The sequence below is a fragment of the Pseudomonas typographi genome, assembly GCF_014694385.1.
GTDB lineage: Bacteria > Pseudomonadota > Gammaproteobacteria > Pseudomonadales > Pseudomonadaceae > Aquipseudomonas > Aquipseudomonas typographi.
The window spans coordinates 164,744-187,878 of record NZ_JAAOCA010000007.1 but is presented as its reverse complement, the minus strand read 5'-3'; the positions used below and the strand labels follow the sequence as shown (position 1 = coordinate 187,878).

The window sequence follows — 23,135 nt, the reverse complement described above, 5'->3', positions numbered from 1 at the left end:
TTTTTTACGACAATTTCCGCTACCAGAGGTTCTTCATGCGCAGGGCCCGGATCGACAAACGGGGGGAAAACGGCAAAAAAAGCTGTTATAAAGTTGCGCGTCAACCCACCGAGCCTTGCCTAATGCGTCCAATTACCAAGACATGGCTGACCCTTTGCCTTTTGTTACCACTGGCCGCCCACGCCACCACCCGTGAGCAACGTCTTCCCAGCGGTTTCTCGGGCCAGACCGCCCGCACCGAGAGCGCGCAAGCCAACCCGCAAAGCCATACGCCGAGCAACGCCCGGCAACAAACTACCGTTGCCACGCTAGAGCCCCGCAAAAAACGCTCCGGCCGCACGGTAGACCATAGTAAGCGTGGCAAGGGCGGCAGCATCGAACCCGCCCTGGCACAAGCCACGACCAAGCAAAGCAGCATCGTGGTAGCCCGTGCGGTCAACGCATTGGGTACCCCCTACCGCTGGGGCGGTACCAGCCCGAGCAAAGGGTTCGATTGCAGCGGCTTGGTGAAGTACGCCTTCAACGACGTCAATAGCGTAAACCTGCCACGCACCTCGCGCGACATGGCCGCCGGCCACGGCGTAAAGGTCGAGCGCAGCGACCTCAAGCCTGGCGATTTGCTGTTCTTCAATACCCGCGGGCGGCAGGTCAACCATGTGGCCATTTACCTGGGCGATGATCGCTTCATCCATGCCCCTAGCCGCGGCAAGGCCGTGACCATCGACACGCTCGACAAGCCCTACTGGAACGAGCGTTATGTGGTGGCCAAGCGTGTGCTCAAGCCGCAGCAGCAGCCCATTCGCCTGGCCAGTGTGGGTGATGAGCAGCACACCCGCACGCGCTGACCCACATCCCCCATGGCAGGCCGCTCGGTAGGGCGATGGGGGTTAGAAATTGTCGGGGATCTTGGCTTTTTCCCGCGCACTATCACGGTTGATCAGGCCCTTGGCGAGCAGGTCCTTCAAGCACATGTCGAGTGTTTGCATGCCGATCTGGCCGCCGGTCTGGATGGCCGAATACATCTGCGCCACTTTGTCTTCGCGGATTAAGTTACGGATGGCCGACGTGCCGATCATGATCTCGTGAGCGGCCACCCGGCCGCCGCCGATCTTGCGCAACAAGGTTTGCGAGATCACCGCCTGCAACGACTCCGACAACATCGAACGCACCATGGACTTTTCCTCGGCCGGGAACACGTCGACCACCCGGTCGATGGTCTTGGCCGCCGAGGTGGTGTGCAAGGTGCCGAATACCAAGTGGCCGGTTTCAGCCGCGGTCAACGCCAGGCGAATGGTTTCCAGGTCGCGCATCTCGCCCACCAGAATCACGTCGGGGTCTTCACGCAACGCCGAGCGCAGCGCGGGGGCGAAGCCCAAGGTGTCACGGTGGATCTCACGCTGGTTCACCAGGCACTTTTTCGACTCGTGAACGAATTCGATCGGGTCTTCGATGGTAAGAATATGCTGATGCTTGTTGCTATTGAGGTAGTCGATCAGCGCCGCCAGGGTGGTGGACTTACCCGAACCGGTCGGGCCGGTGACGAGCACCAGGCCACGGGGCACCTCTGCAATACGCCGAAACACATCCCCCATGCCAAGGTCGGCCATCGTCAGTACCGTGGACGGAATGGTGCGAAACACCGCGCCGGCGCCGCGGTTCTGGTTGAACGCGTTGGCGCGAAAACGCGCCACACCAGGCACTTCGAACGAAAAGTCGGTTTCCAGGAACTCTTCGAAGTCTTGGCGTTGCTTATCGTTCATGATGTCGTAGATCAGTTCCTGCACTTGTTTGTCTTCCAGCGGTGGCAGGTTGATCCGGCGTACATCGCCGTCTACGCGAATCATCGGTGGCAGCCCGGCAGACAAGTGCAGGTCCGAAGCCCCCTGTTTCGCGCTGAAGGCAAGCAGTTCGGTAATGTCCATGAGGCTCCCCAAATACGGACAAGCAGGTAGAATGCCGCAGACCCAAAGCCGCTGGCGCAAGTTATGTCCACGATAGCAGACAACGTTTCCTCGGTAAGCGCCCGTATCAGGGCCGCGGCCCTGGCTGCAGGTCGCAGCGAAGCGGCCATCGGCCTGTTGGCGGTGAGCAAGACCAAACCTGCCGCCGCGGTCCGCGAAGCCTATGCGGCCGGGGTGCGCGCCGTGGGTGAAAACTACCTGCAAGAGGCCCTGGCCAAGCAGGCCGAACTGGCCGACCTGCCCCTGAGTTGGCATTTCATCGGCCCCATCCAATCGAACAAGACCAAGGCCATTGCCGAGCATTTCGATTGGGTACATTCCGTAGACCGCCTAAAGATCGCCGAACGCTTGGCCGAGCAACGCCCGCCAGGGCTGCCGGCGCTGAACATCTGCCTGCAGGTGAACATCAGCGGCGAGGCGAGCAAGGCCGGTTGTTCGCCGGCCGAGCTTCCCGCGTTGGCCACAGCGGTGGCGGCGTTGCCCAACGTGCGCCTGCGTGGGTTGATGGCGATTCCGCAACCCACCGAGGACCGCGCCGCACAAGACGCAGCCTTTGCGCAGGTACAAGCCCTGCAACAACAGCTTGACCTGCCACTGGACACTCTCTCGATGGGCATGAGCCACGACCTGGAAGCCGCCATTGCCCATGGCGCTACCTGGGTGCGAATCGGCACGGCCCTGTTCGGCGCACGCGACTACGGCACACCCGCCTGAGCGCACGCCCCCCAACGTATAAGGACCCTCCATGAGCGACACCCACATTGCCTTCATCGGCTCAGGAAACATGGCCGCGAGCTTGATCGGCGGCCTGCGCGCCCAAGGCGTCGATGCCTCGCGCATTCGCGCCAGCGACCCCGGGGCGGATAAACGTGTGCAATTGGCCGCCGAATACGGCATCGCCATGTTCGCCGATAACGCCGAGGCCGCCGCGGGCGCCGAGGTGGTGGTATTGGCGGTCAAGCCGCAAATGATGAAAGCCGTGTGCGAAGCCCTGAAACCGGCGCTGCAGCCGCAGCAGCTGGTGGTCTCGGTGGCCGCCGGCATCACCTGCCACAGCTTGGCCCAGTGGCTGGGCGAGCGCCCCATCGTGCGCTGCATGCCGAACACCCCGGCGTTGGTGCGTGAGGGTGCCAGCGGCCTCTATGCGACCGCCCAGGTGTCGCCAGGGCAACGGCAGCAGGCTACACAACTGCTTGAAGCAGTCGGTGTGGCCCTGTGGCTCGATGAAGAACCCCAACTCGACGCCGTCACCGCTGTATCGGGCAGTGGCCCTGCGTATTTCTTTTTGCTGATGGAGGCCATGACCGCCGCGGGCGAACAATTGGGCCTACCGCGCGAAACCGCCGCACGCCTGACCCTGCAAACGGCGCTGGGCGCGGCACGCATGGCGCTGGGCAGCGATGTCGATGCCGCAGAACTGCGCCGGCGCGTGACCTCCCCAGGCGGCACCACCGAAGCGGCAATCAGGGCGTTTCAGGCCGGGGGCTTCGAAGCCTTGGCAAGCAAGGCGCTGGGCGCGGCTGCGGCGCGCTCGGTGGAACTGGCCGAACAGTTAGGCAAATAAGGAGCGACATATGATGGGATTGAATGGGGCTGCCGTATTCGTCATCCAGGTGTTCGGCGGCTTGTATCTGCTGTTGGTAGTGCTGCGGTTCATCCTGCAACTGGTACGCGCAGATTTCTACAACCCGCTTTGCCAGGTAGCCGTGCGCGCCACCCAGCCGCTACTGCGGCCTTTGCGCAAGGTGATCCCGAGCGTGGGCGGCATCGACACCGCCTCGCTGCTGTTGGCGATCGTGGTGCAGTTGATCGTGATGTCGCTCACACTGCTGCTCACTTACGGCGTGGTCGGCAACCCGCTGCAAATGCTGATCTGGGCCGTCATCGGGGTGGCTGCGCTGTTTCTGAAAGTGTTTTTCTTCGCCATGATTCTCATGGTGATCGTGAGTTGGGTCGCCCCCAACAGCCACAACCCGGCGGCGGAATTGGCCAACCAGCTCTGCGAGCCGATGCTGGCTCCACTTCGCCGCATCATCCCGACCATGGGCGGCCTGGACCTGTCGCCTATCGTGGCATTCGTGATTATCCAACTGCTCGACACCTTCGTGATCGGCTACCTGGCGCAGATGACGCTGATGCCAGCGGTGATTTCAAGGCTTATCTAGTAGGGTGTTTTAAAAGTTTGCACGTGCATTGAAGCGCGAGTTTGCTGGCGGGCGCGGCGACGCAGCCCGCCAGCAAAGGCGCCGCCAATGTTGTGCGCCCAGCGTCTGAAACAGCCCATTCGCGGCACGCTTCAAGCGGTAGGGTTTCGCCGCGCGCTTGGCGCTTTCGGCTTACCGCTCAACCCTTTATAGCCGGCCCACCACCACCTGCCGTAGACTTACGCCTCATTTATCCGAGAGCAGGCCAGATGTCCAAGGTCTTCGCCGAAGATTCCGTCGGTATCGTCACCCCACAAATCGCTCATTTCAGCGAACCGCTGGCCCTGGCCTGCGGCCGCGCCATTGCCGAGTACGACCTCGTATACGAGACCTATGGCACGCTCAATGCCTCGGCCAGTAACGCCGTGCTGATCTGCCACGCCCTGTCCGGGCACCATCATGCCGCCGGTTACCATAGCGAAACCGACCGCAAGCCTGGCTGGTGGGACAGCTGCATCGGCCCGGGCAAGCCCATCGACACCCGCCGTTTCTTCGTGGTGTCGCTGAACAACCTTGGTGGTTGCAATGGTTCCACCGGCCCAAGCAGTATCGACCCCGACACCGGCCAGCCGTTCGGCGCCCAGTTCCCGGTGTTGACCGTAGAAGACTGGGTACACAGCCAGGCGTTATTGGCCGACCACTTGGGCATCCCGGTATGGGCGGCCGTGGTCGGTGGCAGCTTGGGTGGCATGCAAGCGTTGCAGTGGGCATTAACCTACCCGGAGCGCGTTCGCCACTGCGTGGCGATTGCCTCGGCACCGAAGCTTTCGGCGCAGAACATCGCCTTCAACGAGGTCGCGCGCCAAGCGATCCTGTCCGACCCGGAGTTTCACGGCGGCAACTTCCAGGCCGAAGGGGTGATCCCCAAGCGCGGGCTGATGCTGGCGCGCATGGTCGGGCACATCACGTATTTATCTGATGACTCGATGGGCGAGAAATTCGGCCGAGGCCTCAAAAGCGAAAAGCTCAACTATGACTTCCACAGCGTGGAATTTCAGGTCGAAAGCTACCTGCGCTACCAGGGCGAAGAGTTCTCTGGCCGGTTCGATGCCAATACCTACCTGCTGATGACCAAGGCCCTGGACTACTTCGACCCGGCCGCAGCCTATGGCGATGACCTGGCCAAGACCTTCGAAAACGTGAAGGCGAACTTTTGCATCATGTCGTTCACCACCGATTGGCGCTTCTCCCCTGCCCGCTCGCGCGAGCTGGTCAATGCCCTGATGGCCGCGCGCAAGAATGTGTGCTACCTGGAAATCGACGCCCCGCAAGGCCACGACGCCTTCCTGATTCCGGTACCCCGTTACCTGCAAGGCTTCTCCAGCTACATGAACCGCATCGAGATTTGAGGGCCCCATGAGAGCCGATTTGGACATCATCCAGGAGTGGATCCCCGCCGGCAGCCGTGTGCTCGACCTGGGCTGCGGCAATGGCGAACTATTAGCCTGGCTGCGCGACCATAAGCGCGTCAGCGGTTATGGCCTGGAGATCGACCCTGACAACCTCACCGAGTGCGTGCGCAAAGGCATCAACGTGATCGAGCAGGACCTGAACAAGGGCCTGGGCAACTTCGCCAGCAACAGTTTCGACGTGGTCGTCATGACCCAGGCGCTGCAGGCGGTGACCTACCCCGACCGCATTCTCGACGAAATGCTGCGGGTTGGCCGCCAATGCATCATTACCTTCCCCAACTTCGGCCACTGGCGCTGCCGCTGGTACCTGGCGAGCAAAGGCAAAATGCCGGTTTCGGAGTTCCTGCCCTATACCTGGTACAACACACCGAACATCCACTTCTGTACGTTCAAGGATTTCGAGGCACTGTGCCACGAGCGCCAGGCGCAGGTGCTCGACCGTTTGGCGGTGGACCACCAACACCGCCACAACTGGGCGAGTAAGCTATGGCCCAACCTGCTCGGCGAAATCGGTATCTACCGGGTCAGCAGCCCAGGGTTTGCGCAACACAAGGTGGCGGTTTAACCGGCGCACAACAGGGGTACACCGCAATGAACATTCAGCAACTGGTGCTGGCCAGCCATAACACCGGCAAACTCAAGGAACTGCAGGCCATGCTGGGCGGCGGCATAACGCTGCGCTCGGTCGGCGAGTTCAGTTCGGCCGAACCGGAAGAAACCGGGCTGTCGTTCGTCGAGAACGCCATTCTCAAGGCGCGTAACGCGGCGCGGCTTTCCGGCCTGCCAGCCCTGGCGGACGATTCGGGCTTGGCGGTGGACTACCTGGGCGGCGCCCCGGGTATCTACTCGGCGCGCTATGCCGGCGGCCAAGGCGATTCGGCGAACAATGCCAAGCTGCTCGATGCCTTGCGCGGCGTGCCCAGCGCCCAGCGCGGCGCCCAGTTCGTGTGCGTACTGGCCTTGGTGCGCCATGCCAGCGACCCGCTGCCGATTCTCTGCGAGGGGCTTTGGCAGGGCCGCATTCTCGAGGTGGCCAGGGGTGACCACGGCTTCGGTTACGACCCGCTGTTCTGGGTGCCTGAACGTGAATGCTCCAGCGCCGAACTGAGCCCTGCCGAAAAGAACCAGCTCAGCCATCGCGCCCGCGCCATGGCGTTGCTGCGTGAGCGCCTGGGCCTGGCATGACCGCCGTTCTCGCCGGCAGCACCCTGCAGCTACCCCCGCTCGCCCTTTACGTGCACATCCCATGGTGCGTACGCAAATGCCCTTACTGCGACTTCAATTCCCACGCCGCGAGCCCGGAGCTACCGGAAGACGCCTACGTCAGCGCGCTGCTGAGCGACCTTGACCAAGACTTGCCCTATGTCCAGGGGCGGCAACTGGCCTCGATATTCTTCGGCGGCGGCACGCCCAGCCTATTTAGCGCCGTGGCGTTGGGCCGGCTGCTTGAGGGTGTGGCCGCGCGCATCCCGTTCGCCCAAGGCATCGAAATCACTTTGGAGGCCAACCCGGGCACCTTCGAGCAAGCCAAGTTCGTAGCCTACCGCAAGCTCGGCATCAACCGGCTATCCATAGGCGTGCAGAGCTTCGAGGCAGCCAAGTTGAAGCGGTTGGGGCGTATCCACAGCGGCGATGAAGCACTGCGCGCCGCCGAAATGGCGCGCCGGGCAGGCTTCGACAACTTCAACCTCGACCTGATGCACGGGCTGCCGGAGCAAACCCTGGAACAAGCGCTGGACGACTTGCGCCAAGCCATTGCCCTGGCCCCCACGCACCTGTCGTGGTACCAACTCACGCTCGAGCCCAATACGGTGTTCTGGAACCAGCCACCGCCGCTGCCCGAAGATGACACCCTATGGGACATCCAGGAAGCCGGCCAAGCTTTGCTGAATGAGCACGGCTTTATCCAGTATGAAGTCTCCGCTTATGCCCGCGCAGGGCACCAGGCGAGGCATAACCTGAATTACTGGTCGTTTGGCGACTTCATCGGGATTGGTGCCGGCGCCCATGGCAAACTCACCCACCCGGATGGCACTGTCCGCCGTACCTGGAAAACCCGCCTGCCCAAGGACTACTTGAACCTGGCCAAGCCCTTCAAGGCCGGCGACAAGGTGCTACCGGCCGAGGAACTGCCGTTTGAATTCCTGATGAACGCGCTGCGGCTCACCGAAGGCGTAGAGGCGGCATTGTTCCCGGCACGCACCGGCCTGCCGTTGGCCAGCCTGGGCGCGGCGCGGCGCCAAGCCGAACAAAAGGGGCTATTGGAGGTCGAACCGGCGCGGCTGGTGGCTACCCCACAAGGGCAGTTGTTTCTTAACGACCTGTTGCAGTACTTCTTGAACTAAGGACACGTGATGGACCTGATACTGGACCTGCTCGCCACGGTTTCGCGCTGGAGCCGCAGTAACCTGTCGGAGATTTCCCTGGCCTTGGTAGGCTGTGCGCTGCTGCTGTTCGGCGCGCAATTCAAGGGCTGGATAGAAAGCCGCCTGGGCAACTTGGCCGGCGCCCTGCGCGTGCCCGCCCTGGCCCTGGTGTGCCTGGTGGGTAGCGGCGCGGCGCTGATCTATGCCACGCCTTGGGTGGTGCGTGGGCTGTCGCAGTTCAACAACTATAGCCTCGCGCCGGTGTTGTTGGTGGTGCTGGTGCTGCTGGGTGTGGTGGCGGATCGCAAATAGCCGGCACGCCCCGCTGTTGCAAAAGCGTGTGCCTTGCGTCTACCTGCGTTGGCGCTTTCGCTTATGGCGCAAGCTTCTCGAACTTAAGGTCCCATACGCCATGCCCCAGCCGTTCGCCACGGCGTTCGAACTTGGTCACGGGGCGCTCGGGTGGGCGCGGTACCCAACGGCCATCGGCGGCAAGGTTGCGATACCCCGGGGCTGCGTTCATCACTTCAAGCATATGCTCGGCGTAATGCTCCCAGTCGGTTGCCATGTGCAGCACACCGCCCACCTTGAGCTTGCTGCGCACCAGCTCGGCAAAGGCCGGCTGTACGATGCGCCGCTTGTGGTGGCGGCTTTTGTGCCAGGGGTCGGGGAAGAACAACAGTAAGCGGTCGAGGCTCTCATCGGCCACGCAGCGCTTGAGCACTTCGATGGCATCGCAATCGTAAACACGGACATTCGCCAACTGTTGGGTCAGCAAGCCGTTGAGCAGCGCCCCCACACCGGGGCGGTGGACTTCCACCCCGATAAAATCGTGCTCAGGCACCGCAGCGGCCATTTCCAGCAACGAATGGCCCATGCCGAAGCCGATCTCCAACGTCCGCGGAGCTTGGCGCCCGAAAACCTGGTTGAAATCCACCGGCGCCTCGGCCAGCGGCAGGATGAACCGCGGGCCGCCGATATCCAGGCCGCGTTGTTGGCCCTCGGTCATGCGCCCGGCACGCATCACGAAGCTTTTGATGGCACGCCGTGGCGAGTGTTCGCCGGCGCTCGCTTGCGGCAGTGGTTGCGAATCGATCATTGAATGCTCTTACTTGATCAGGCCATCCAGCGGCGAAGAAGCGCTGGCATAGAGTTTTTTCGGCATGCGCCCGGCCAACCAGGCCAAGCGCCCGGCGATAATCGCATGCTTCATGGCCTCGGCCATTTGCACCGGGTGCTGTGCATGGGCGATCGCCGAGTTCATCAGCACGGCCGTGCAGCCCAGCTCCATGGCGATGGTGGCATCGGAGGCCGTGCCCACACCGGCGTCGACCAGCACCGGGACCTTGGCTTCCTCAAGGATAATCTGCAAATTGTAGGGGTTGCAGATACCCAGGCCAGTACCGATCAACCCGGCCAGCGGCATCACCGCGCAGCAGCCGATCTCGGCCAACTGCCGGGCGATGACCGGGTCATCGCTGGTGTACACCATCACGTCGAAGCCATCCTTGACCAGCACCTCGGCGGCCTTGAGGGTTTCGATCACATTGGGGAACAGGGTTTTCTGGTCGGCCAGCACTTCGAGCTTGACCAGGTTGTGGCCATCGAGCATCTCGCGCGCCAAGCGGCAGGTACGCACCGCCTCTACTGCATCGTAGCAACCGGCGGTGTTAGGCAGAATGGTGTAACGGCTGGGCGGTAGTACATCCAGCAGGTTGGGCTCGCCAGGGTTCTGGCCGATGTTGGTGCGGCGCACGGCAACGGTTACGATTTGCGCACCGGAAGCTTCGATGGCCAGGCGGGTTTCTTCCAAGTCACGGTATTTGCCGGTGCCCACCAGCAAGCGCGACTGAAAGGTACGGCCGGCAACGGTGAAAGGCTTGTCGCGTTCAGCAATGCTCATGGGACATTCCTCGAATTGAATTCGCAATTAAAGTGGCAGGGCCGATCGTTGCCCGGTTAGCCACCACCGATCGCATGGACCACTTCGACCTGGTCGCCCTCTTTGAGCGCGGTGCCGGCATGCTGGCTGCGCGGCACGATGTCCAGGTTCAGCTCCACCGCCACGCGCCGGCCGCCCAAGTCAAGGCGGCTGAGCAGTGCCTCGACGGTTGCTGCGTCGGGCAGTTCGAAGGGTTCGCCGTTCAGTTGGATGCGCATGTGCTCGCCGCCATCGGATGATTTGGGGGGTGGCATTCTAACAGATCGAGCGTGGCGACCAAGGCGCCCAGCGGCCGTTCGTCCCCACCGCCGTGGCCGTACCGGCACTTATGGCTCAGGGCGCCAGCCGCCAAGCCAGCAGGCCCAGGCACAGCCAACCGGCCAAAAACGCCAGGCCACCGAAGGGCGTAATGATGCCCAGCTTGCCGACCCCGGTAAGCGTGAGCAGGTACAGGCTGCCGCTGAATAAAACGATACCCAGCGCAAAACATCCACCTGCCCAGCCTACCAAGCGGCCGGGCAGCGTATTGGCCAGCACCGCCACCGCCAGCAACGCCAAGGCATGCACCAACTGGTAGTGCACCCCGGTCTGAAAGATCGCCAGGTAATCGGCGCTCAGGCGGCCCTTGAGCCCATGCGCGGCGAATGCCCCTAACCCCACGCCGGTGAACCCGAAAAACGCGGCCAGCAGCAGGAAGGTTCTTAACATGGGTACGGCTCCGTTGTGCATAGGTGTGGACCTGTATAATGGCCCGCTCTCCCGGCCCAGGCCAAGCACACTTATGCTGCATGTCATTTTGCAACGCGTGTTCAAGTTTCTGAAATGGTTCGCCATTGGCAGCTTTTTGCTGGTACTGGTGCTGCGCTGGGTGCCGCCACCGGGGTCGGCGCTGATGGTCGAGCGCAAGGTGCAATCCTGGGCCAACGGCGAGCCCGTCGACTTGCAGCGCAGTTGGCGAAGTTGGGAATACATTTCCGATGACCTGAAAATCGCTGCCATTGCCGGCGAAGACCAACGCTTTTCGTCACATTGGGGGTTTGACGTTCCCGCCATTCGCGCCGCGTTCCTGCATAACGAGAGTGGCGGGGCGCTTCGCGGGGCCAGCACGTTGAGCCAACAGGTGGCCAAGAACCTGTTCCTGTGGTCGGGGCGCAGCTATTTTCGCAAGGCCCTGGAAGCTTGGTTCACCGTGCTGATCGAGGTGCTCTGGCCTAAGCAGCGAATCCTCGAGGTGTATTTGAACAGTGCGGAATGGGACGTTGGCGTGTTCGGGGCCCAGGCGGCGGCGCAACACCACTTTGGCGTCAACGCCAGCGCACTCTCGCGCCAGCAGGCCAGTTTGCTAGCCGCGGTGCTACCAAACCCTCGCCATTGGAGCGCCAGCCATCCCAGCCCGTACGTGCTGCGCCGGGCGGCATGGATACGCCAGCAAATGGGCCAATTGGGGGGTAGCGAATACTTGAGCAACCTGAACCACGCCAGGCCGCTGCCGTGGCAGTGAGCCGGATACCCGCAGGGAGGGCCCGGCAGGCTATGCCGGGCCACATCAGGCGGCAGGGCCGCCCTGGGTATGGACCTCAGGCCGCGATGGAGCCCTTGAGCTTGTTCATCGCGTTTTTCTCCAACTGGCGGATACGCTCAGCCGAAACGTTGTACTTCTCTGCCAACTCATGCAACGTGGCCTTTTCCTCGGCCAACCAGCGCTGGTAGAGAATATCGCGGCTGCGCGCATCCAACACTTGCAGGGCTTCGTGCAAGCTGTTGTTGGCGCTGTCGCTCCAATCGGCATCTTCCAATTGGCGAGCCGGGTCGTAGCGGTGGTCTTCGAGGTAATGGGCAGGCGACTGGAACGCGCTGTCATCATCGGCCTCGGCCGCTGGGTCGAATGCCATGTCTTGGCCAGTGAGGCGGCTTTCCATCTCACGCACTTCGCGCGGCTCTACACCCAGGCTTTCCGCCACCCGGTGCACTTCGTCGTTGTTCAGCCAGGCCAGGCGTTTTTTCTGGCTGCGCAGGTTGAAAAACAGCTTGCGCTGGGCCTTGGTGGTGGCAACCTTGACGATCCGCCAGTTGCGCAGGATGAACTCGTGGATCTCGGCCTTGATCCAGTGAACGGCGAACGATACCAGGCGCACGTTCATTTCCGGGTTGAAACGCTTGACCGCCTTCATCAGGCCAACATTGCCCTCTTGAATCAGGTCTGCCTGGGCCAGCCCGTAGCCCGAATAGCTACGCGCGATATGCACCACGAAACGCAGGTGGGCCATCACCAGTTCGCGCGCGGCGTTCAGATCTTGCTCATAGTAAAGGCTGTCGGCCAGCTCGCGCTCCCGCTCCGGCGTAAGCAGCGGGATGCTGTTAACCGTGTGCACATAGGCTTCCAGGTTCGCACCTGGGACCAGCGCATAAGCAGGTTGCAAGGATTGGGTCATACGAATGGACCTCCAAAATACAGACTCGCGCCGTCGGGCGCTGAACATAAGACCGGGAACCTTTTACCTAGTTCCGATGAAGAACGGTCTTTGACGTCAAGAAAATGTTGGATCACCGCGGCGCCAGCTCCCGTAGGTGCCTCGCCACCGCGATCCACGCACCGATATACCCCAACAGTACCGCACCAAGCAAGAGGGAAACCGCGTCGGAGAGCGGCACCCCGCCCAACGCGAAGTCGCTACCATACAGCTCGGACAACCCCACCACCGACTTATTTAGCCAGTTAAGGCCAAAAACCAGCACGGCCCAGGCCAGCAAACCCGCACCGAGGCCGTAGAGGGCGCCCATATAAAGAAACGGACGCCGCACGTAGGCGTCAGTTCCCCCTACCAGCTTGATCACCTCGATTTCTACCCGGCGGTTTTCAATGTGTAACCTTATGGTGTTACCGATCACCAGTAACAGGGCGGATATCAACAGCACCGCCAAACCAAAGATAAAGCGGTCCCCCAATTTGAGAATGGCCGCCAAGCGCTCGACCCAAACCAGGTCCAATTGCGCCTGTTGCACATTGGGCAACGCCGCCAACTGTTCGCGCAGCGCTTCCAGGGTGGGCTTGTCGACCTCCAGCGGGGTGACCACCACCGTGCCAGGCAATGGGTTGTCTGGCAGTTCCTTGAGCGCTTGCCCCAGGCCAGACTGCTGCTGGAACTCTTCGAGCGCCTGGGCCCGGCTTACGTATTCGGCGTCGGCCACCCCACCCAGCCCCTTGGCCTTGGCCACCAATGCCTGGCCATCCGCATCGCTGGCGCCGAGGTCCATGTACAGGGAAATCTGCGCGGCCCGTTGCCATGAGCCGCCAAGGCGTTCGACGTTCTTCAGCAGCAACGACAAACCCATCGGCATGCTCAGCGCCACCGCCATCACCAGGCAGGTGAACAAACTACCGAAAGGGTGCCGGCCCAGGCGCTTCAGGCTGTCGGCCAGGCTGGCCCGGTGGCTCTCGAGCCACGCGTGGAACAGCGTACCGAAATCGGGCCCGTCGTCGTCATCCTGGCGCCGCGGTTTTTTCTTCGGTGGCTGCGGCTCGGCGGCGCGCGGCGCCACCCGGTCCGAAACCTTTGGGCTGCGGGTGGCGCTCATTGGGCAGCCTCCCCGTCGCCGATCAGGCGGCCACGTTGCAGTGTCAGCATGCGGTGGCGCATGCGCGCGATCAGGGCCAGGTCATGGCTGGCGATCAGCACACTGGTACCTAAACGATTGATGTCTTCGAACACACCCATGATCTCCGCCGCCAGGCGCGGGTCGAGGTTACCGGTGGGCTCATCGGCCAGCAACAATGCGGGCCGATGGACGATGGCACGGGCAATGCCGACCCGCTGTTGCTGCCCGGTCGACAAGTCCCCAGGGTAGAGGTCGCCTTTGTCCCCCAGCGCCACCCGGTCGAGGGCCGAATCGACTCGCTTGGCGATTTCGCCTTTGTCCAACCCGAGAATCTGCAGCGGCAAGGCGACGTTGTTGAACACCGTGCGGTCGAACAGCAACTGGTGGTTCTGGAACACCACGCCGATTTGCCGGCGCAAGAAAGGGATCTGCGCATTGCTGATCTGGCCCAGGTCTTGGCCGGCCAACAGCAGCTTACCGCTGGTAGGGCGCTCCATGGCCAACAACAGCCGCAGCAAGGTACTTTTGCCAGCGCCGGAGTGGCCGGTGACGAACAGGAATTCGCCGCGGCGCACCCGAAAGCTGAGTTCGTGCACACCTATATGGCCGTTGGGGTAGCGTTTGCCGACCTGCTCGAAGCGAATCATGCCCGTTCCCGCTCAGCGAAAAGCGCCTGCACGAATGGCTGCGCCTGGAACGTGCGCAAATCGTCGATGCCTTCGCCCACGCCGATATAGCGAATCGGCAGGCCAAACTGCTTGGCCAAGGCGAAAATCACCCCCCCTTTGGCGGTGCCGTCGAGCTTGGTCAGCGCCAAGCCGGTCAGGGCGACCGACTGGTTGAAGTGCTTGGCTTGGTTAATGGCGTTCTGCCCGGTGCCCGCATCGAGCACCAACAACACCTCATGGGGCGCCTGTTCATCGAGCTTGCCCATCACCCGACGCACCTTCTTCAGCTCTTCCATGAGGTTGTCCTTGGTGTGCAGGCGCCCGGCGGTGTCGGCGATCAGCACATCGACGCCACGGGCCTTCGCCGCCTGCAAGGCATCGAAAATCACCGAGGCCGAATCCGCGCCGGTGTGCTGGGCAATCACCGGGATCTGGTTGCGCTCGCCCCACACCTGCAGTTGTTCCACCGCCGCGGCGCGGAAGGTATCGCCCGCCGCCAGCATCACCTTTTTGCCTTCGCCCTGGAAACGCCGCGCCAGCTTGCCGATGGTGGTGGTTTTACCGGCGCCGTTCACGCCGACCACCAGGATCACAAAGGGCGTAGCGCGGGCACCGATCACCAGCGGCTGCTCAACCGGCTCGAGCATCTGTGCAAGCTCGGCCTGCAGCGACTGGTACAGCGCCTGGGCGTCGGTCAGTTGCTTGCGGGCCACCTTCTGGGTGAGGTTGCGGATGATCACCGAGGTGGCCTCCACACCGACGTCGGCGGTCAGCAGCCGGGTTTCGATCTCGTCCAGCAGGTCGTCGTCGATCACCTTTTTGCCCAGGAACAGGCTGGCCATGCCCTCGCCGATACTGGCGCTGGTTTTGCTCAGGCCCTGCTTCAAGCGGGCGAAGAAGCCCGCCTTGGCCGCTTCCGTAGTAGGGGCGTGCAACGGCGCTGGATCAGGCTCCGGCTGGAGGGATACCGGCTCTTCGGCGACCGGCAAAGGCAACAGAGCAGGCTCCGGCGCCAATACCGGCTCCACCGCTGGCGGCGCAGGCTCAGTGGCCGCGGGGGGCTGGGCGGCCAGTACCGGCTCCGGCGCCAGCGCTATGGCGCGCTCGGCCGGCACCTCTGCGGCAGAGGGCTCCGGCGCGGGGGGCTGGGCATCCGTAGCCTCGGGGGCTGGTTCAGGTTCGGGCTGGGCAGCCTGCTCCTGGGGCTTTTTGCGCCACCAGCCGAAAAGGCCCTTTTTTTCAGCGGCCACGGCCGAGGCTTTTTTGTCGTCGTTGGAACCAAACATGGAAGACGGCTATCTCACGGTAGCGAAACGCCAGTGAAGCGCTTCGAGGAATTCTCAACATCGCAGAACAGACTGCAATTCATCCCGCTTGTTCACGCGCAATATTTTGTGCAGGTGTTCGAGGGATATCCGCTGACGCAGGCGCGGCGGACCAGTATCCTAGCACCTCATCGCCCTGCCGCGCTAAGGCCGGCAGGCCTCCCAACAGGTTTGGATCGATAATGACTGCTTTAGCACGCCGCTTCGCTGGCCTGCTGGCCGGCGCGGTTTGCCTGCCTTTGGCTGTATTCGCCGCAGAACCCCAGCCCACCACCGAGTTCACCCTGGCCAACGGCCTCAAAGTGGTTGTGCGCGAAGACCACCGTGCCCCGATCGCCGTTTCGCAAATCTGGTACAAGGTGGGCTCCAGCTACGAGGCGCCCGGGCAAACCGGCCTTTCCCACGCGCTGGAACACATGATGTTCAAGGGCAGCAGCAAACTGGGCCCCGGCGAGGCATCGCGTGTGCTGCGCGACCTGGGCGCCGAAGAAAACGCCTTCACCAGCGACGACTACACCGCCTATTACCAAGTATTGGCCAAAGACCGCCTGCCCGTCGCCTTCGAGCTGGAAGCCGACCGCATGGCCACCCTGGCCCTGCCGGAGGGCGAATTCAAGCGCGAAATCGAGGTAATCAAGGAAGAGCGCCGCCTGCGCACCGACGACAAACCCTCACAGAAGGCCTATGAAGCCTTCAAGGCCGCCGCCTACCCGGCCAGCGGTTATCACACCCCGACGATCGGTTGGATGGCCGATCTCGATCGCATGAACATCGACGAACTGCGCCACTGGTACCAAGCTTGGTACACCCCCAACAACGCCACCCTGGTGGTGGTCGGCGACGTACAGCCCAGCGAGGTGAAAGCCCTGGCCGAGCGGTGGTTCGGCGCCATCCCCCGGCGCGACACGCCCCCGGCCAAACTGCCACTGGAACTCGCCCAACCGGGCGAACGCCTGCTCACCTTGCATGTGCGCACACAATTGCCAAGCCTGCTGATGGGCTTCAACGTGCCGAGCCTTGCCACCGCGCAAAACCCGCGCACCGCCCAGGCCCTGCGCTTGATCGTCGCCCTGCTCGACGGTGGCTACAGCGCACGCTTGTCCACCCGCCTGGAGCGCGGCCAGGAACTGGTTGCCGGCGCCTCAGCCAACTACGATGCGTTCAACCGCGGTGACAGCCTTTTCACCCTGAGCGCTACGCCCAACGGGCAAAAGCACAAGTCGTTGGCCGATGTGGAAAAAGGCATCTGGCAACTGCTCGACGAGCTCAAGGCCAAGCCACCCACGGAGCAAGAGCTGGAGCGGGTACGCGCCCAACTGATCGCGGGGCTGGTGTACCAGCGCGACTCCATCAGCAGCCAGGCGATCAGCATCGGCCGGCTCGAAACCGTGGGGTTGTCCTGGAAACTGATCGACAGCGAAGTGGACGACCTGCAGCAGGTGACCCCCCTGGACATCCAGCAAGCTGCACGCACCTATTTCACCCGCGACCGCCTGACAACCGCCCACGTATTGCCCGAAGAGGCTAGCCATGAATAAGCCAACCCTGCGCGCAATGGTGGGCGGGCTCGCCCTGGCCTTGAGCACCAGCGCCATGGCCGAGGCGCCCCAGCTCGAAACCCTGGCCCAGGTCAGCCAGGCAGCACCCGCCCACCGGGCCCTCGACATCCAGCGCTGGACCACCGCGGCCGGGGCCCGCGTGCTGTTCGTACAGGCCCATGAGTTGCCGATGTTCGACCTGCGCCTGACCTTCGCCGCCGGCAGCAGCCAGGACGGCAAGGTGCCAGGGCTCGGGCTGGTGACCAACGCCATGCTCAACGAAGGCGTGGCCGGCAAAGATGTACAGGCCATCGCCCAGGGTTTCGAGGGGCTGGGGGCAGACTTCGGCAACGGCGCCTACAAGGATATGGCCGTCGCCACCCTGCGCAGCCTGTCGGCCCCTGCCAAGCGCGAGCCGGCGGTACAATTGTTCAGCGAAGTGGTCGGCCGCCCGACATTCCCGGCCAGTTCCTTGGCGAGGATCAAAAACCAGTTGCTGGCGAGTTTCGAATTCCGCACCCAGAACCCAGGCTTTCTCGCCAGCCAGGCCTTCGCCCAAAAGCTTTACGGCGACCACCCTTATGCCCACCCCAGCGATGGCGATGCCAAGAGCCTGCAGGGCATCGACTTGCAACAACTAAAGGCGTTTCATAAACGCGCCTATGCGGCGGGTAACGCAGTGATTGCCCTGGTCGGCGACCTTACCGCCGAGCAGGCACACGCCATCGCCGAACAGGTGTCCAACGCCTTGCCCCAAGGCCCAGCCTTGCCCCCGGTGGGCGAACCCGCGGTGCCCGCCCCGGGGGTGACCCACATCGAATTCCCGTCCAAGCAAACCCACCTGTTGATCGGCGCACTGGGTATCCAGCGCGACGCCCCCGATTTCGCGGCCCTGAGCATGGGCGCCGATATTCTCGGCGGTGGCAGCTTCGGCACCCGGTTGATGAGCGAAGTCAGGGAAAAACGCGGGTTGACGTACGGCGTGTATGCCGGTTTCACGGCCATGCAAGCCCAGGGGCCGTTCACTATCAGCCTGCAAACCCGCGCCGAACAGAGCCAAGGCACCTTGGAATTGGTGCAACAAATTGTGCGCGACTACCTGCAAAGCGGCCCGACCCAGCAAGAACTCGACGACGCCAAGCGGGAACTGGCCGGTAGCTTCCCGCTGTCCAATGCCAGCAACGCCGCCATCGCCGGCCAACTGGGGGCGATGGGCTTCTATAACCTGCCACTGAGTTTTCTCGAAGACTTCATGCAGCAATCGCAGGCGTTGACCACCGCGCAGGTACGCGAGGCGATGAACGCACACCTGGACGCGTCGAAAATGGTTGTGGTCACGGTGGGCCCCACGGTGCCCCAACAGCCGCTGCCAGCGCCCACCGACAACCCCGCCGAGCCGCCGCTCGGTGTACCGGAGCATTGATGGCCATGTTTGCAGGCAAGTCCTCTCCCGGCGCCGGGCAACTGCGCATCATTGGCGGCCAATGGCGCAGCCGCCGGTTAAGCTTCCCCCAGGCACCAGGGCTGCGGCCGACGCCTGACCGCGTGCGGGAAACCTTGTTCAACTGGCTGGCGCCCTATGTCGAGGGTGCCCGGGTGCTGGACGCCTTCGCCGGCAGTGGCGCCTTATACCTGGAGGCGCTGTCGCGCGGCGCGGCCATGGGCCTGGCGCTGGACGCCAACAGCGAGGCCATTGCGAGCCTGCGGCACAACCTCGATCTGCTCAAGTGCGGCAATGGCCAATTGCTGCAAAGCGACGCCCTGCGCTACCTCGAACATCAACCGGCGCAGCCGTTCGACCTGGTTTTTCTCGACCCGCCGTTCCACCAGGCCCTGCTCAAGGCCACCTGCGACCTGCTCGAAAGCCGTGGGTGGTTGGCGCCGGCGGCATGGGTTTATACCGAAAGCGAAAGCGCCCCTTCAAGCCTGGGGCTGCCACCTCAATGGCGGCTGCATCGGGAAAAACAGGCAGGCCAGGTGCACTACGCGCTCTGGCAACACGGCGAGTAACCGCTGTGGAAGCGGAGGCTGCGTTCCAGCCTGCCCGTGGCTTGGCCAACCCACATCTGCAAACGCTATGGGGGCCCTTGTGGCGCAAGCTGCCTCCGTTGGCACGCCAGCGCGAACGGCTATGGTTGGCCGATGGCGACTTTCTGGACGTCGATTGGCATGGCCCGCACACACCAGGGGCGCCCCTGGTGCTGGTGCTGCATGGCTTGACCGGCTCCTCCAATTCCCCTTATGTGGCCGGCCTGCAACGCGCCTTGGGCCTGGTAGGCTGGGCCAGCGTCGCGGTCAACTGGCGCGGCTGCTCGGGCGAGCCAAACCTGCTCGCCCGCAGTTACCATTCCGGTGCCAGCGACGACCTGGCCGAGGTGATCGCCCTGTTGGCCGCGAAACGGCCCACGGCGCCGTTGTATGCCGTCGGCTATTCATTGGGTGGCAACATCCTGCTCAAGTACCTGGGTGAAACGGCCGAACGCTGCCCATTACAAGGCGCCGTGGCAGTATCGGTGCCGTTTCGCCTAGACCAGTGCGCCGACCGCATCGGCCTGGGCTTTTCACGTATTTACCAACGGCATTTCATGCGCGAAATGGTCGCTTATGTGAAGCAAAAGCAGAAGCGCCTGACCCAGCAAGGGCGCAACGAACATTCGGCCAAGCTGCAGGCGCTGGGCTCGCTGGCGGGCATCCGGGATTTCTGGCAATTCGACGGTGCCGTCACCGCGCCCCTGCATGGCTTCACCAGCGCAGAAGACTACTACCGGCGCGCTTCCAGCCGTTATTACCTTGGCAGCATCACCCGGCCCACCTTGATGATCCAAGCCGAAGACGACCCCTTCGTGTTTCCCCACAGCTTACCCGCCGCCGGGGAGCTGCCAACCTGCGTGGCCTTCGAACGGCATGCCCAGGGCGGCCATGTCGGCTTCGTAGAGGGCAGCTTGTGCCGCCCGGGGTATTACCTGGAACGCCGCATTCCGCAATGGCTGCTGACTCAGCCCCCGGTGGCCCGCGGGCGCTGAGGGTCGGTGATCCATTCGCTCCACGAACCTGCATACAGCTTCGCCAAGGGGTAGCCTGCCAGGCAAAGGGCAAACAAATTGTGGCAGGCCGTTACGCCAGAGCCGCAATAGGCCACCAACTGCTGTGCCGGGCGTGCCTGCAGCAGCCGCTCGAAGCGCGCGCGCAGTTGTTCCGGTGGCAGAAAACAGCCATCCGGCCCCAAGTTATCGTTGAATACAGCGCATTGTGCGCCCGGTATATGCCCCGCGACCGGGTCTATTGGTTCCTCCTCGCCACGAAAGCGTGCCTCGGCCCGCGCGTCGATCAAGGTCAAGCCCGGCGCCTGAAGGCTATCGCTCAGTTGCTGCGCGGTCACCACCAAGCGGTTGTCGGGCTTGCCTGAAAAATGCCCATGGGCGCTGCGCGGCGCGTCAAGGCTCAATGGCAAGCCAGCGCCATGCCAAGCCTTCAGGCCGCCGTCGAGCAACGATACAGCGCTGCGCTTACCAAGCCAGGCCAGCAACCACCACGCCCGTGCCGCGTAGGCCCCCGGGCCATCGTCGTAGAGTACCACCTCGCTGTCGGCATTCAGGCCGCACGCCTGCAAGCGTTCAAGCAACTGCCCCGGCGCCGGCAAGGGGTGGCGCCCGGTAACGCCCTTGATCACTTTGCCGGACAGGTCGCGTTCCAGGTCTGCGAAATGGGCGCCCTCGATGTGCCCTTGGTTGTAGCTGCGCCGGCCATAATCCGGGTCATCCAGGGCAAAACGACAATCGAGCAGCACCAGGTTGCGTTGCCCCAGGCGCTCGGCCAATTGCGCTGGGTTGATCAGTTGGGCGATGGGCATGGCAGGTAGGTTTCCATGAAATGCTGGGTTGATCGACGGCCCCGGCGGAAGTTCCGCCTCAGCCCGGTCCTTGATCGCTTTGCATCATAAGCGGCGCGCCGAACTCGCTCAGTAGGCTTTCGATGCTCGAGAGCCAACGCGCTTGGACGAACCCACTGGCCAGGCTCAACACTTGATAGCAACCGCGGTGGATCACCTCGGCTTCGTGTTGTGGCTGAACATCGTGGGTACAGCAATAGCGCACCCAGCCGGTGAGCACGATCCACACGTTCAGGGTCAACGCCTCTGCTTGGCGGGCATCGAGCGCGAGGATGCCGTGGTCTACAAAACGCTGGATCAACCGCCGCCCCAGCGCCTGGCATTCACCGGAAAACGCCCGATAACGGCTGGCCAACGCTGGGTCAGCTTCCAACAGGTGCTCCAAATCTCGGTAAAAAAAGCGAAAGTGCCACATACGCCCCAGCAACTCGGTGAGGTGGCCGCGCAGCTCATCCACCGTGGGCGCACCCGTAGCGGGTATTGCCAACGCCTGGCGCACCTGCTGCTCGTAACGGCCGAACAGCACCGCGACAATCTCCCGCTTGTTGGCATAGTGGTAGTACAGGTTACCGGGCGACATCTCAAGGTAGGCGGCAATGTGATTGGTGCTGACGGCGCGCTCGCCCAAGTCGTTGAACAGCCGCAGGCTTGCATGGACGATACGTTCTGGGGTTTTCATGCGGCGCCGCGACCCTCGTGATGTTTTTGTGATGGCTATCTTAGCGAGGTCGTGCCCTCCTGAGAAAGCACCGCCTATTCCCACGCACCCTTGGCCGGTGCCAACTGCTACGCTACCATGCGATTCCCAAACGGCTCACACCAGGACGACGCGATGAACCGAGTGTTGTATCCAGGCACCTTCGACCCGATAACCAAGGGCCATGGCGATCTGGTCGAACGCGCTTCGCGGCTGTTCGACTCGGTGGTCATTGCCGTTGCCGCCAGCCCGAAGAAAAACCCGCTGTTCACCCTCGAACAACGGGTTGGGCTGGCCCGCGAAGTCACCCAGCATCTGCCCAATGTCGAAGTGGTCGGTTTTTCCACACTGTTGGCGCAATTCGCCCACGAACAAGGGGCCAACGTACTGCTGCGCGGCTTGCGCGCGGTGTCCGATTTCGAATACGAATTTCAGCTGGCGAACATGAACCGGCAACTCGCGCCCGACCTTGAGAGTTTGTTCCTCACCCCGTCGGAACGCTATTCGTTCATTTCGTCGACCTTGGTCCGGGAGATCGCGGCGCTGGGTGGTGATATTTCCAAATTCGTTCATCCGGCGGTAGCCGAAGCCCTGAGGGAACGCTTCAAAGGCTGAGCAATGGCGTGCATGGCACGCCGCAATGGGGCAAAATGGCAGGCATTGTTTGTTGATGCCCGGGCCAGATGCCCCGGGCCGGAGCTTCCATGTCCCTTATCATCACCGACGATTGCATCAACTGCGACGTCTGCGAACCCGAGTGCCCGAATGCGGCGATCTCTCAGGGTGAAGAAATTTACGTGATAGACCCTAACCTGTGCACCCAATGCGTGGGCCACTACAACGAGCCCCAGTGCCAACAGGTGTGCCCCGTAGACTGCATTCCGCTGGATGACACCCACCCGGAAACCGAAGAGCAGTTGATGGAGAAATATCGGCGCATCACCGGCAAAGCCTAGTAGGGTGTTTCAGACATTGGCTGGCCTTTGTTTGACGGTGCCTTAGCCTGCCGGCCCCCGTTACCCCTCCTTGCCATAGCCTGCTATGACTCGGCACGGCGCCTTGCCCGACGGCAACGTTCGCACGCCGCTGCTGGCGCGAACTGCTGAAACACCACACTAACGGTCATTCGCGTAACCGCTTTCCGTACAGCCCAAGCACCGCACGAAAGCGGCCTTGCCCGGGTCCACCACCAGCGCCTTACCGGCTGCGCCAATGTTACCGCCCGCTGCGGTGAAAGGCAGCGAAACCACGAACAAGCCGGCACCCACCACCGTGGCGACAATCAAAAATGGCCGGGCCACCAAAAGGTCGCCGATCATCGCATAGGCCGGCGGGTTCTGGATCTGGTAGGTCGGGTCACCGCTGCCGCCACCCTGGCCACTGAGCTCGGCCCAGGCGGGCACGGCTTGGGCGCCCAGGCTAAGGGCCAGCGTCAGGGTTAATATGCGAAACGGCTTCATGGCACGCTCCCTCTACTGGGCAGATACGTCGATAATCGTGGGTTCAACTATAACAGCGCAGCCCAACTTGTCAGGA

Annotated in this window: 28 protein-coding genes; 16 read left to right on the top strand and 12 right to left on the bottom strand. The window is 62.8% G+C overall.

Annotated elements, in window-relative coordinates:
* Nucleotides 1-122 precede the first annotated feature (122 nt).
* Entirely contained in the window at nucleotides 123-845 is a 723-nt protein-coding gene (locus HAQ05_RS07590; protein ID WP_190419028.1) for a C40 family peptidase, read from the top strand.
* Between the two features lie 42 nt (nucleotides 846-887).
* Here HAQ05_RS07590 and HAQ05_RS07585 read toward each other — a convergent pair whose 3' ends face one another.
* Nucleotides 888-1,922 carry a type IV pilus twitching motility protein PilT gene (locus tag HAQ05_RS07585; protein ID WP_190419026.1) on the bottom strand — a complete coding sequence of 345 codons (1,035 nt, stop codon included), beginning with the start codon at nucleotides 1,920-1,922 and terminating at the stop codon, nucleotides 888-890.
* 63 nt (nucleotides 1,923-1,985) lie between these two features.
* Between HAQ05_RS07585 and HAQ05_RS07580 the strand changes: the two genes are divergently transcribed.
* The 8 genes from HAQ05_RS07580 to HAQ05_RS07545 all read left to right on the top strand — a co-directional run bounded on the left by HAQ05_RS07580 (nucleotide 1,986) and on the right by HAQ05_RS07545 (nucleotide 8,255).
* Nucleotides 1,986-2,675: a YggS family pyridoxal phosphate-dependent enzyme gene (locus HAQ05_RS07580; protein WP_190419024.1), complete on the top strand. Its 690-nt coding sequence runs from the start codon at nucleotides 1,986-1,988 to the stop codon at nucleotides 2,673-2,675.
* A 31-nt stretch (nucleotides 2,676-2,706) separates the two neighbouring features.
* Entirely contained in the window at nucleotides 2,707-3,525 is an 819-nt protein-coding gene (gene proC, locus HAQ05_RS07575) for a pyrroline-5-carboxylate reductase (RefSeq protein WP_190419022.1), read from the top strand.
* 10 nt (nucleotides 3,526-3,535) lie between these two features.
* Nucleotides 3,536-4,126, top strand: a complete 591-nt coding sequence (locus HAQ05_RS07570) for a YggT family protein (protein ID WP_190419020.1) — start codon at nucleotides 3,536-3,538, stop codon at nucleotides 4,124-4,126.
* Between the two features lie 248 nt (nucleotides 4,127-4,374).
* Entirely contained in the window at nucleotides 4,375-5,514 is a 1,140-nt protein-coding gene (gene metX, locus HAQ05_RS07565) for a homoserine O-succinyltransferase MetX (RefSeq protein ID WP_190419018.1), read from the top strand.
* Between the two features lie 7 nt (nucleotides 5,515-5,521).
* The gene (gene metW / locus HAQ05_RS07560) at nucleotides 5,522-6,142 is read left to right on the top strand and encodes a methionine biosynthesis protein MetW (protein WP_190419016.1); all 621 of its coding nucleotides are present in this window, start codon (nucleotides 5,522-5,524) and stop codon (nucleotides 6,140-6,142) included.
* A gap of 26 nt (nucleotides 6,143-6,168) precedes the next feature.
* Nucleotides 6,169-6,762, top strand: a complete 594-nt coding sequence (gene rdgB, locus HAQ05_RS07555) for an RdgB/HAM1 family non-canonical purine NTP pyrophosphatase (RefSeq protein ID WP_190419014.1) — start codon at nucleotides 6,169-6,171, stop codon at nucleotides 6,760-6,762.
* Complete coding sequence (gene hemW / locus HAQ05_RS07550; RefSeq protein WP_190419012.1) at nucleotides 6,759-7,922, top strand: radical SAM family heme chaperone HemW; 1,164 nt, start codon at nucleotides 6,759-6,761, stop codon at nucleotides 7,920-7,922. Before rdgB ends, hemW begins: the two co-directional genes overlap by 4 nt.
* 9 nt (nucleotides 7,923-7,931) lie before the next feature.
* Nucleotides 7,932-8,255, top strand: a complete 324-nt coding sequence (locus HAQ05_RS07545; RefSeq protein WP_190419010.1) for a DUF3392 family protein — start codon at nucleotides 7,932-7,934, stop codon at nucleotides 8,253-8,255.
* A 61-nt stretch (nucleotides 8,256-8,316) separates the two neighbouring features.
* Here HAQ05_RS07545 and trmB read toward each other — a convergent pair whose 3' ends face one another.
* From trmB to HAQ05_RS07525, 4 genes are all read right to left on the bottom strand, one after another.
* Nucleotides 8,317-9,042 carry a tRNA (guanosine(46)-N7)-methyltransferase TrmB gene (gene trmB / locus HAQ05_RS07540; RefSeq protein ID WP_190419008.1) on the bottom strand — a complete coding sequence of 242 codons (726 nt, stop codon included), beginning with the start codon at nucleotides 9,040-9,042 and terminating at the stop codon, nucleotides 8,317-8,319.
* A 9-nt stretch (nucleotides 9,043-9,051) separates the two neighbouring features.
* Nucleotides 9,052-9,846 (bottom strand): thiazole synthase, encoded by a 795-nt coding sequence (locus tag HAQ05_RS07535; RefSeq protein ID WP_190419006.1) that lies wholly within the window; start codon nucleotides 9,844-9,846, stop codon nucleotides 9,052-9,054.
* Nucleotides 9,847-9,902: 56 nt separating this feature from the next.
* The gene (gene thiS / locus HAQ05_RS07530; protein ID WP_190419066.1) at nucleotides 9,903-10,103 is read right to left on the bottom strand and encodes a sulfur carrier protein ThiS; all 201 of its coding nucleotides are present in this window, start codon (nucleotides 10,101-10,103) and stop codon (nucleotides 9,903-9,905) included.
* A gap of 115 nt (nucleotides 10,104-10,218) precedes the next feature.
* The gene (locus tag HAQ05_RS07525; RefSeq protein ID WP_190419004.1) at nucleotides 10,219-10,593 is read right to left on the bottom strand and encodes a DUF423 domain-containing protein; all 375 of its coding nucleotides are present in this window, start codon (nucleotides 10,591-10,593) and stop codon (nucleotides 10,219-10,221) included.
* Nucleotides 10,594-10,666: 73 nt separating this feature from the next.
* Here HAQ05_RS07525 and mtgA point away from each other — a divergent pair, with 73 nt between their 5' ends.
* Nucleotides 10,667-11,386, top strand: coding sequence for a monofunctional biosynthetic peptidoglycan transglycosylase (mtgA, locus tag HAQ05_RS07520; RefSeq protein WP_190419002.1), 720 nt, complete (start codon nucleotides 10,667-10,669; stop codon nucleotides 11,384-11,386).
* A 76-nt stretch (nucleotides 11,387-11,462) separates the two neighbouring features.
* Here the strand turns inward: mtgA and rpoH are convergent, their stop codons facing one another.
* The 4 genes from rpoH to ftsY all read right to left on the bottom strand — a co-directional run bounded on the left by rpoH (nucleotide 11,463) and on the right by ftsY (nucleotide 15,436).
* Nucleotides 11,463-12,317 carry an RNA polymerase sigma factor RpoH gene (gene rpoH, locus HAQ05_RS07515; RefSeq protein ID WP_190419000.1) on the bottom strand — a complete coding sequence of 285 codons (855 nt, stop codon included), beginning with the start codon at nucleotides 12,315-12,317 and terminating at the stop codon, nucleotides 11,463-11,465.
* A 112-nt stretch (nucleotides 12,318-12,429) separates the two neighbouring features.
* The gene (gene ftsX, locus HAQ05_RS07510) at nucleotides 12,430-13,461 is read right to left on the bottom strand and encodes a permease-like cell division protein FtsX (RefSeq protein WP_190418998.1); all 1,032 of its coding nucleotides are present in this window, start codon (nucleotides 13,459-13,461) and stop codon (nucleotides 12,430-12,432) included.
* Nucleotides 13,458-14,129 carry a cell division ATP-binding protein FtsE gene (gene ftsE, locus HAQ05_RS07505; protein ID WP_190418996.1) on the bottom strand — a complete coding sequence of 224 codons (672 nt, stop codon included), beginning with the start codon at nucleotides 14,127-14,129 and terminating at the stop codon, nucleotides 13,458-13,460. Before ftsE ends, ftsX begins: the two co-directional genes overlap by 4 nt.
* On the bottom strand, nucleotides 14,126-15,436 hold the full coding sequence (ftsY, locus tag HAQ05_RS07500) for a signal recognition particle-docking protein FtsY (protein WP_190418994.1): 1,311 nt from the start codon (nucleotides 15,434-15,436) through the stop codon (nucleotides 14,126-14,128). The genes ftsE and ftsY overlap by 4 nt, the downstream gene beginning before the upstream one ends.
* Before the next feature lie 221 nt (nucleotides 15,437-15,657).
* Here ftsY and HAQ05_RS07495 point away from each other — a divergent pair, with 221 nt between their 5' ends.
* Genes HAQ05_RS07495 through HAQ05_RS07480 form a run of 4 tightly spaced genes read left to right on the top strand, consistent with a single transcriptional unit; the run spans nucleotide 15,658 to nucleotide 20,036 of the window.
* Nucleotides 15,658-17,013, top strand: a complete 1,356-nt coding sequence (locus tag HAQ05_RS07495) for a M16 family metallopeptidase (RefSeq protein ID WP_190418992.1) — start codon at nucleotides 15,658-15,660, stop codon at nucleotides 17,011-17,013.
* Nucleotides 17,006-18,436: a M16 family metallopeptidase gene (locus tag HAQ05_RS07490; RefSeq protein ID WP_190418990.1), complete on the top strand. Its 1,431-nt coding sequence runs from the start codon at nucleotides 17,006-17,008 to the stop codon at nucleotides 18,434-18,436. Before HAQ05_RS07495 ends, HAQ05_RS07490 begins: the two co-directional genes overlap by 8 nt.
* A complete protein-coding gene (gene rsmD / locus HAQ05_RS07485; RefSeq protein WP_190418988.1) occupies nucleotides 18,436-19,023 on the top strand; it encodes a 16S rRNA (guanine(966)-N(2))-methyltransferase RsmD in 588 nt (195 codons plus the stop codon). Before HAQ05_RS07490 ends, rsmD begins: the two co-directional genes overlap by 1 nt.
* 5 nt (nucleotides 19,024-19,028) lie before the next feature.
* A complete protein-coding gene (locus HAQ05_RS07480) occupies nucleotides 19,029-20,036 on the top strand; it encodes a hydrolase (protein WP_338050144.1) in 1,008 nt (335 codons plus the stop codon).
* On the opposite strand, the gene HAQ05_RS07475 is transcribed toward HAQ05_RS07480, so the two are convergent.
* Nucleotides 20,009-20,863, bottom strand: a complete 855-nt coding sequence (locus HAQ05_RS07475; protein WP_190418985.1) for a sulfurtransferase — start codon at nucleotides 20,861-20,863, stop codon at nucleotides 20,009-20,011. The two genes, HAQ05_RS07480 and HAQ05_RS07475, sit on opposite strands and share 28 nt — an antisense overlap.
* Nucleotides 20,864-20,921: 58 nt before the next feature.
* Nucleotides 20,922-21,581: a TetR/AcrR family transcriptional regulator gene (locus HAQ05_RS07470; RefSeq protein ID WP_190418983.1), complete on the bottom strand. Its 660-nt coding sequence runs from the start codon at nucleotides 21,579-21,581 to the stop codon at nucleotides 20,922-20,924.
* Nucleotides 21,582-21,734: 153 nt separating this feature from the next.
* Here HAQ05_RS07470 and coaD point away from each other — a divergent pair, with 153 nt between their 5' ends.
* Both coaD and HAQ05_RS07460 read left to right on the top strand, forming a co-directional pair.
* Complete coding sequence (gene coaD, locus HAQ05_RS07465) at nucleotides 21,735-22,214, top strand: pantetheine-phosphate adenylyltransferase (protein WP_190418981.1); 480 nt, start codon at nucleotides 21,735-21,737, stop codon at nucleotides 22,212-22,214.
* An 89-nt stretch (nucleotides 22,215-22,303) separates the two neighbouring features.
* Nucleotides 22,304-22,555 (top strand): YfhL family 4Fe-4S dicluster ferredoxin, encoded by a 252-nt coding sequence (locus tag HAQ05_RS07460; RefSeq protein WP_190418979.1) that lies wholly within the window; start codon nucleotides 22,304-22,306, stop codon nucleotides 22,553-22,555.
* Between the two features lie 159 nt (nucleotides 22,556-22,714).
* Here the strand turns inward: HAQ05_RS07460 and HAQ05_RS07455 are convergent, their stop codons facing one another.
* Nucleotides 22,715-23,059 (bottom strand): multidrug transporter, encoded by a 345-nt coding sequence (locus HAQ05_RS07455; RefSeq protein ID WP_190418977.1) that lies wholly within the window; start codon nucleotides 23,057-23,059, stop codon nucleotides 22,715-22,717.
* Between the last annotated feature and the right edge of the window lie 76 nt (nucleotides 23,060-23,135).

Bases quoted from the DNA above. Each gene is read 5' to 3' on its own strand.
- HAQ05_RS07455 (WP_190418977.1), bottom strand. From the start codon at position 23,059: ATGAAGCCGTTTCGCATATTAACCCTGACGCTGGCCCTTAGCCTGGGC.
- HAQ05_RS07475 (WP_190418985.1), bottom strand. From the start codon at position 20,863: ATGCCCATCGCCCAACTGATCAACCCAGCGCAATTGGCCGAGCGCCTG.
- metX (WP_190419018.1), top strand. From the start codon at position 4,375: ATGTCCAAGGTCTTCGCCGAAGATTCCGTCGGTATCGTCACCCCACAA.
- metW (WP_190419016.1), top strand. From the start codon at position 5,522: ATGAGAGCCGATTTGGACATCATCCAGGAGTGGATCCCCGCCGGCAGC.
- mtgA (WP_190419002.1), top strand. From the start codon at position 10,667: ATGCTGCATGTCATTTTGCAACGCGTGTTCAAGTTTCTGAAATGGTTC.
- HAQ05_RS07585 (WP_190419026.1), bottom strand. From the start codon at position 1,922: ATGGACATTACCGAACTGCTTGCCTTCAGCGCGAAACAGGGGGCTTCG.
- HAQ05_RS07525 (WP_190419004.1), bottom strand. From the start codon at position 10,593: ATGTTAAGAACCTTCCTGCTGCTGGCCGCGTTTTTCGGGTTCACCGGC.
- coaD (WP_190418981.1), top strand. From the start codon at position 21,735: ATGAACCGAGTGTTGTATCCAGGCACCTTCGACCCGATAACCAAGGGC.
- rsmD (WP_190418988.1), top strand. From the start codon at position 18,436: ATGGCCATGTTTGCAGGCAAGTCCTCTCCCGGCGCCGGGCAACTGCGC.
- ftsY (WP_190418994.1), bottom strand. From the start codon at position 15,436: ATGTTTGGTTCCAACGACGACAAAAAAGCCTCGGCCGTGGCCGCTGAA.
- trmB (WP_190419008.1), bottom strand. From the start codon at position 9,042: ATGATCGATTCGCAACCACTGCCGCAAGCGAGCGCCGGCGAACACTCG.
- ftsE (WP_190418996.1), bottom strand. From the start codon at position 14,129: ATGATTCGCTTCGAGCAGGTCGGCAAACGCTACCCCAACGGCCATATA.
- ftsX (WP_190418998.1), bottom strand. From the start codon at position 13,461: ATGAGCGCCACCCGCAGCCCAAAGGTTTCGGACCGGGTGGCGCCGCGC.
- HAQ05_RS07490 (WP_190418990.1), top strand. From the start codon at position 17,006: ATGAATAAGCCAACCCTGCGCGCAATGGTGGGCGGGCTCGCCCTGGCC.
- HAQ05_RS07470 (WP_190418983.1), bottom strand. From the start codon at position 21,581: ATGAAAACCCCAGAACGTATCGTCCATGCAAGCCTGCGGCTGTTCAAC.
- rdgB (WP_190419014.1), top strand. From the start codon at position 6,169: ATGAACATTCAGCAACTGGTGCTGGCCAGCCATAACACCGGCAAACTC.
- HAQ05_RS07535 (WP_190419006.1), bottom strand. From the start codon at position 9,846: ATGAGCATTGCTGAACGCGACAAGCCTTTCACCGTTGCCGGCCGTACC.
- rpoH (WP_190419000.1), bottom strand. From the start codon at position 12,317: ATGACCCAATCCTTGCAACCTGCTTATGCGCTGGTCCCAGGTGCGAAC.
- proC (WP_190419022.1), top strand. From the start codon at position 2,707: ATGAGCGACACCCACATTGCCTTCATCGGCTCAGGAAACATGGCCGCG.
- HAQ05_RS07590 (WP_190419028.1), top strand. From the start codon at position 123: ATGCGTCCAATTACCAAGACATGGCTGACCCTTTGCCTTTTGTTACCA.
- HAQ05_RS07460 (WP_190418979.1), top strand. From the start codon at position 22,304: ATGTCCCTTATCATCACCGACGATTGCATCAACTGCGACGTCTGCGAA.
- HAQ05_RS07570 (WP_190419020.1), top strand. From the start codon at position 3,536: ATGATGGGATTGAATGGGGCTGCCGTATTCGTCATCCAGGTGTTCGGC.
- HAQ05_RS07495 (WP_190418992.1), top strand. From the start codon at position 15,658: ATGACTGCTTTAGCACGCCGCTTCGCTGGCCTGCTGGCCGGCGCGGTT.
- HAQ05_RS07580 (WP_190419024.1), top strand. From the start codon at position 1,986: ATGTCCACGATAGCAGACAACGTTTCCTCGGTAAGCGCCCGTATCAGG.
- thiS (WP_190419066.1), bottom strand. From the start codon at position 10,103: ATGCGCATCCAACTGAACGGCGAACCCTTCGAACTGCCCGACGCAGCA.
- HAQ05_RS07545 (WP_190419010.1), top strand. From the start codon at position 7,932: ATGGACCTGATACTGGACCTGCTCGCCACGGTTTCGCGCTGGAGCCGC.
- hemW (WP_190419012.1), top strand. From the start codon at position 6,759: ATGACCGCCGTTCTCGCCGGCAGCACCCTGCAGCTACCCCCGCTCGCC.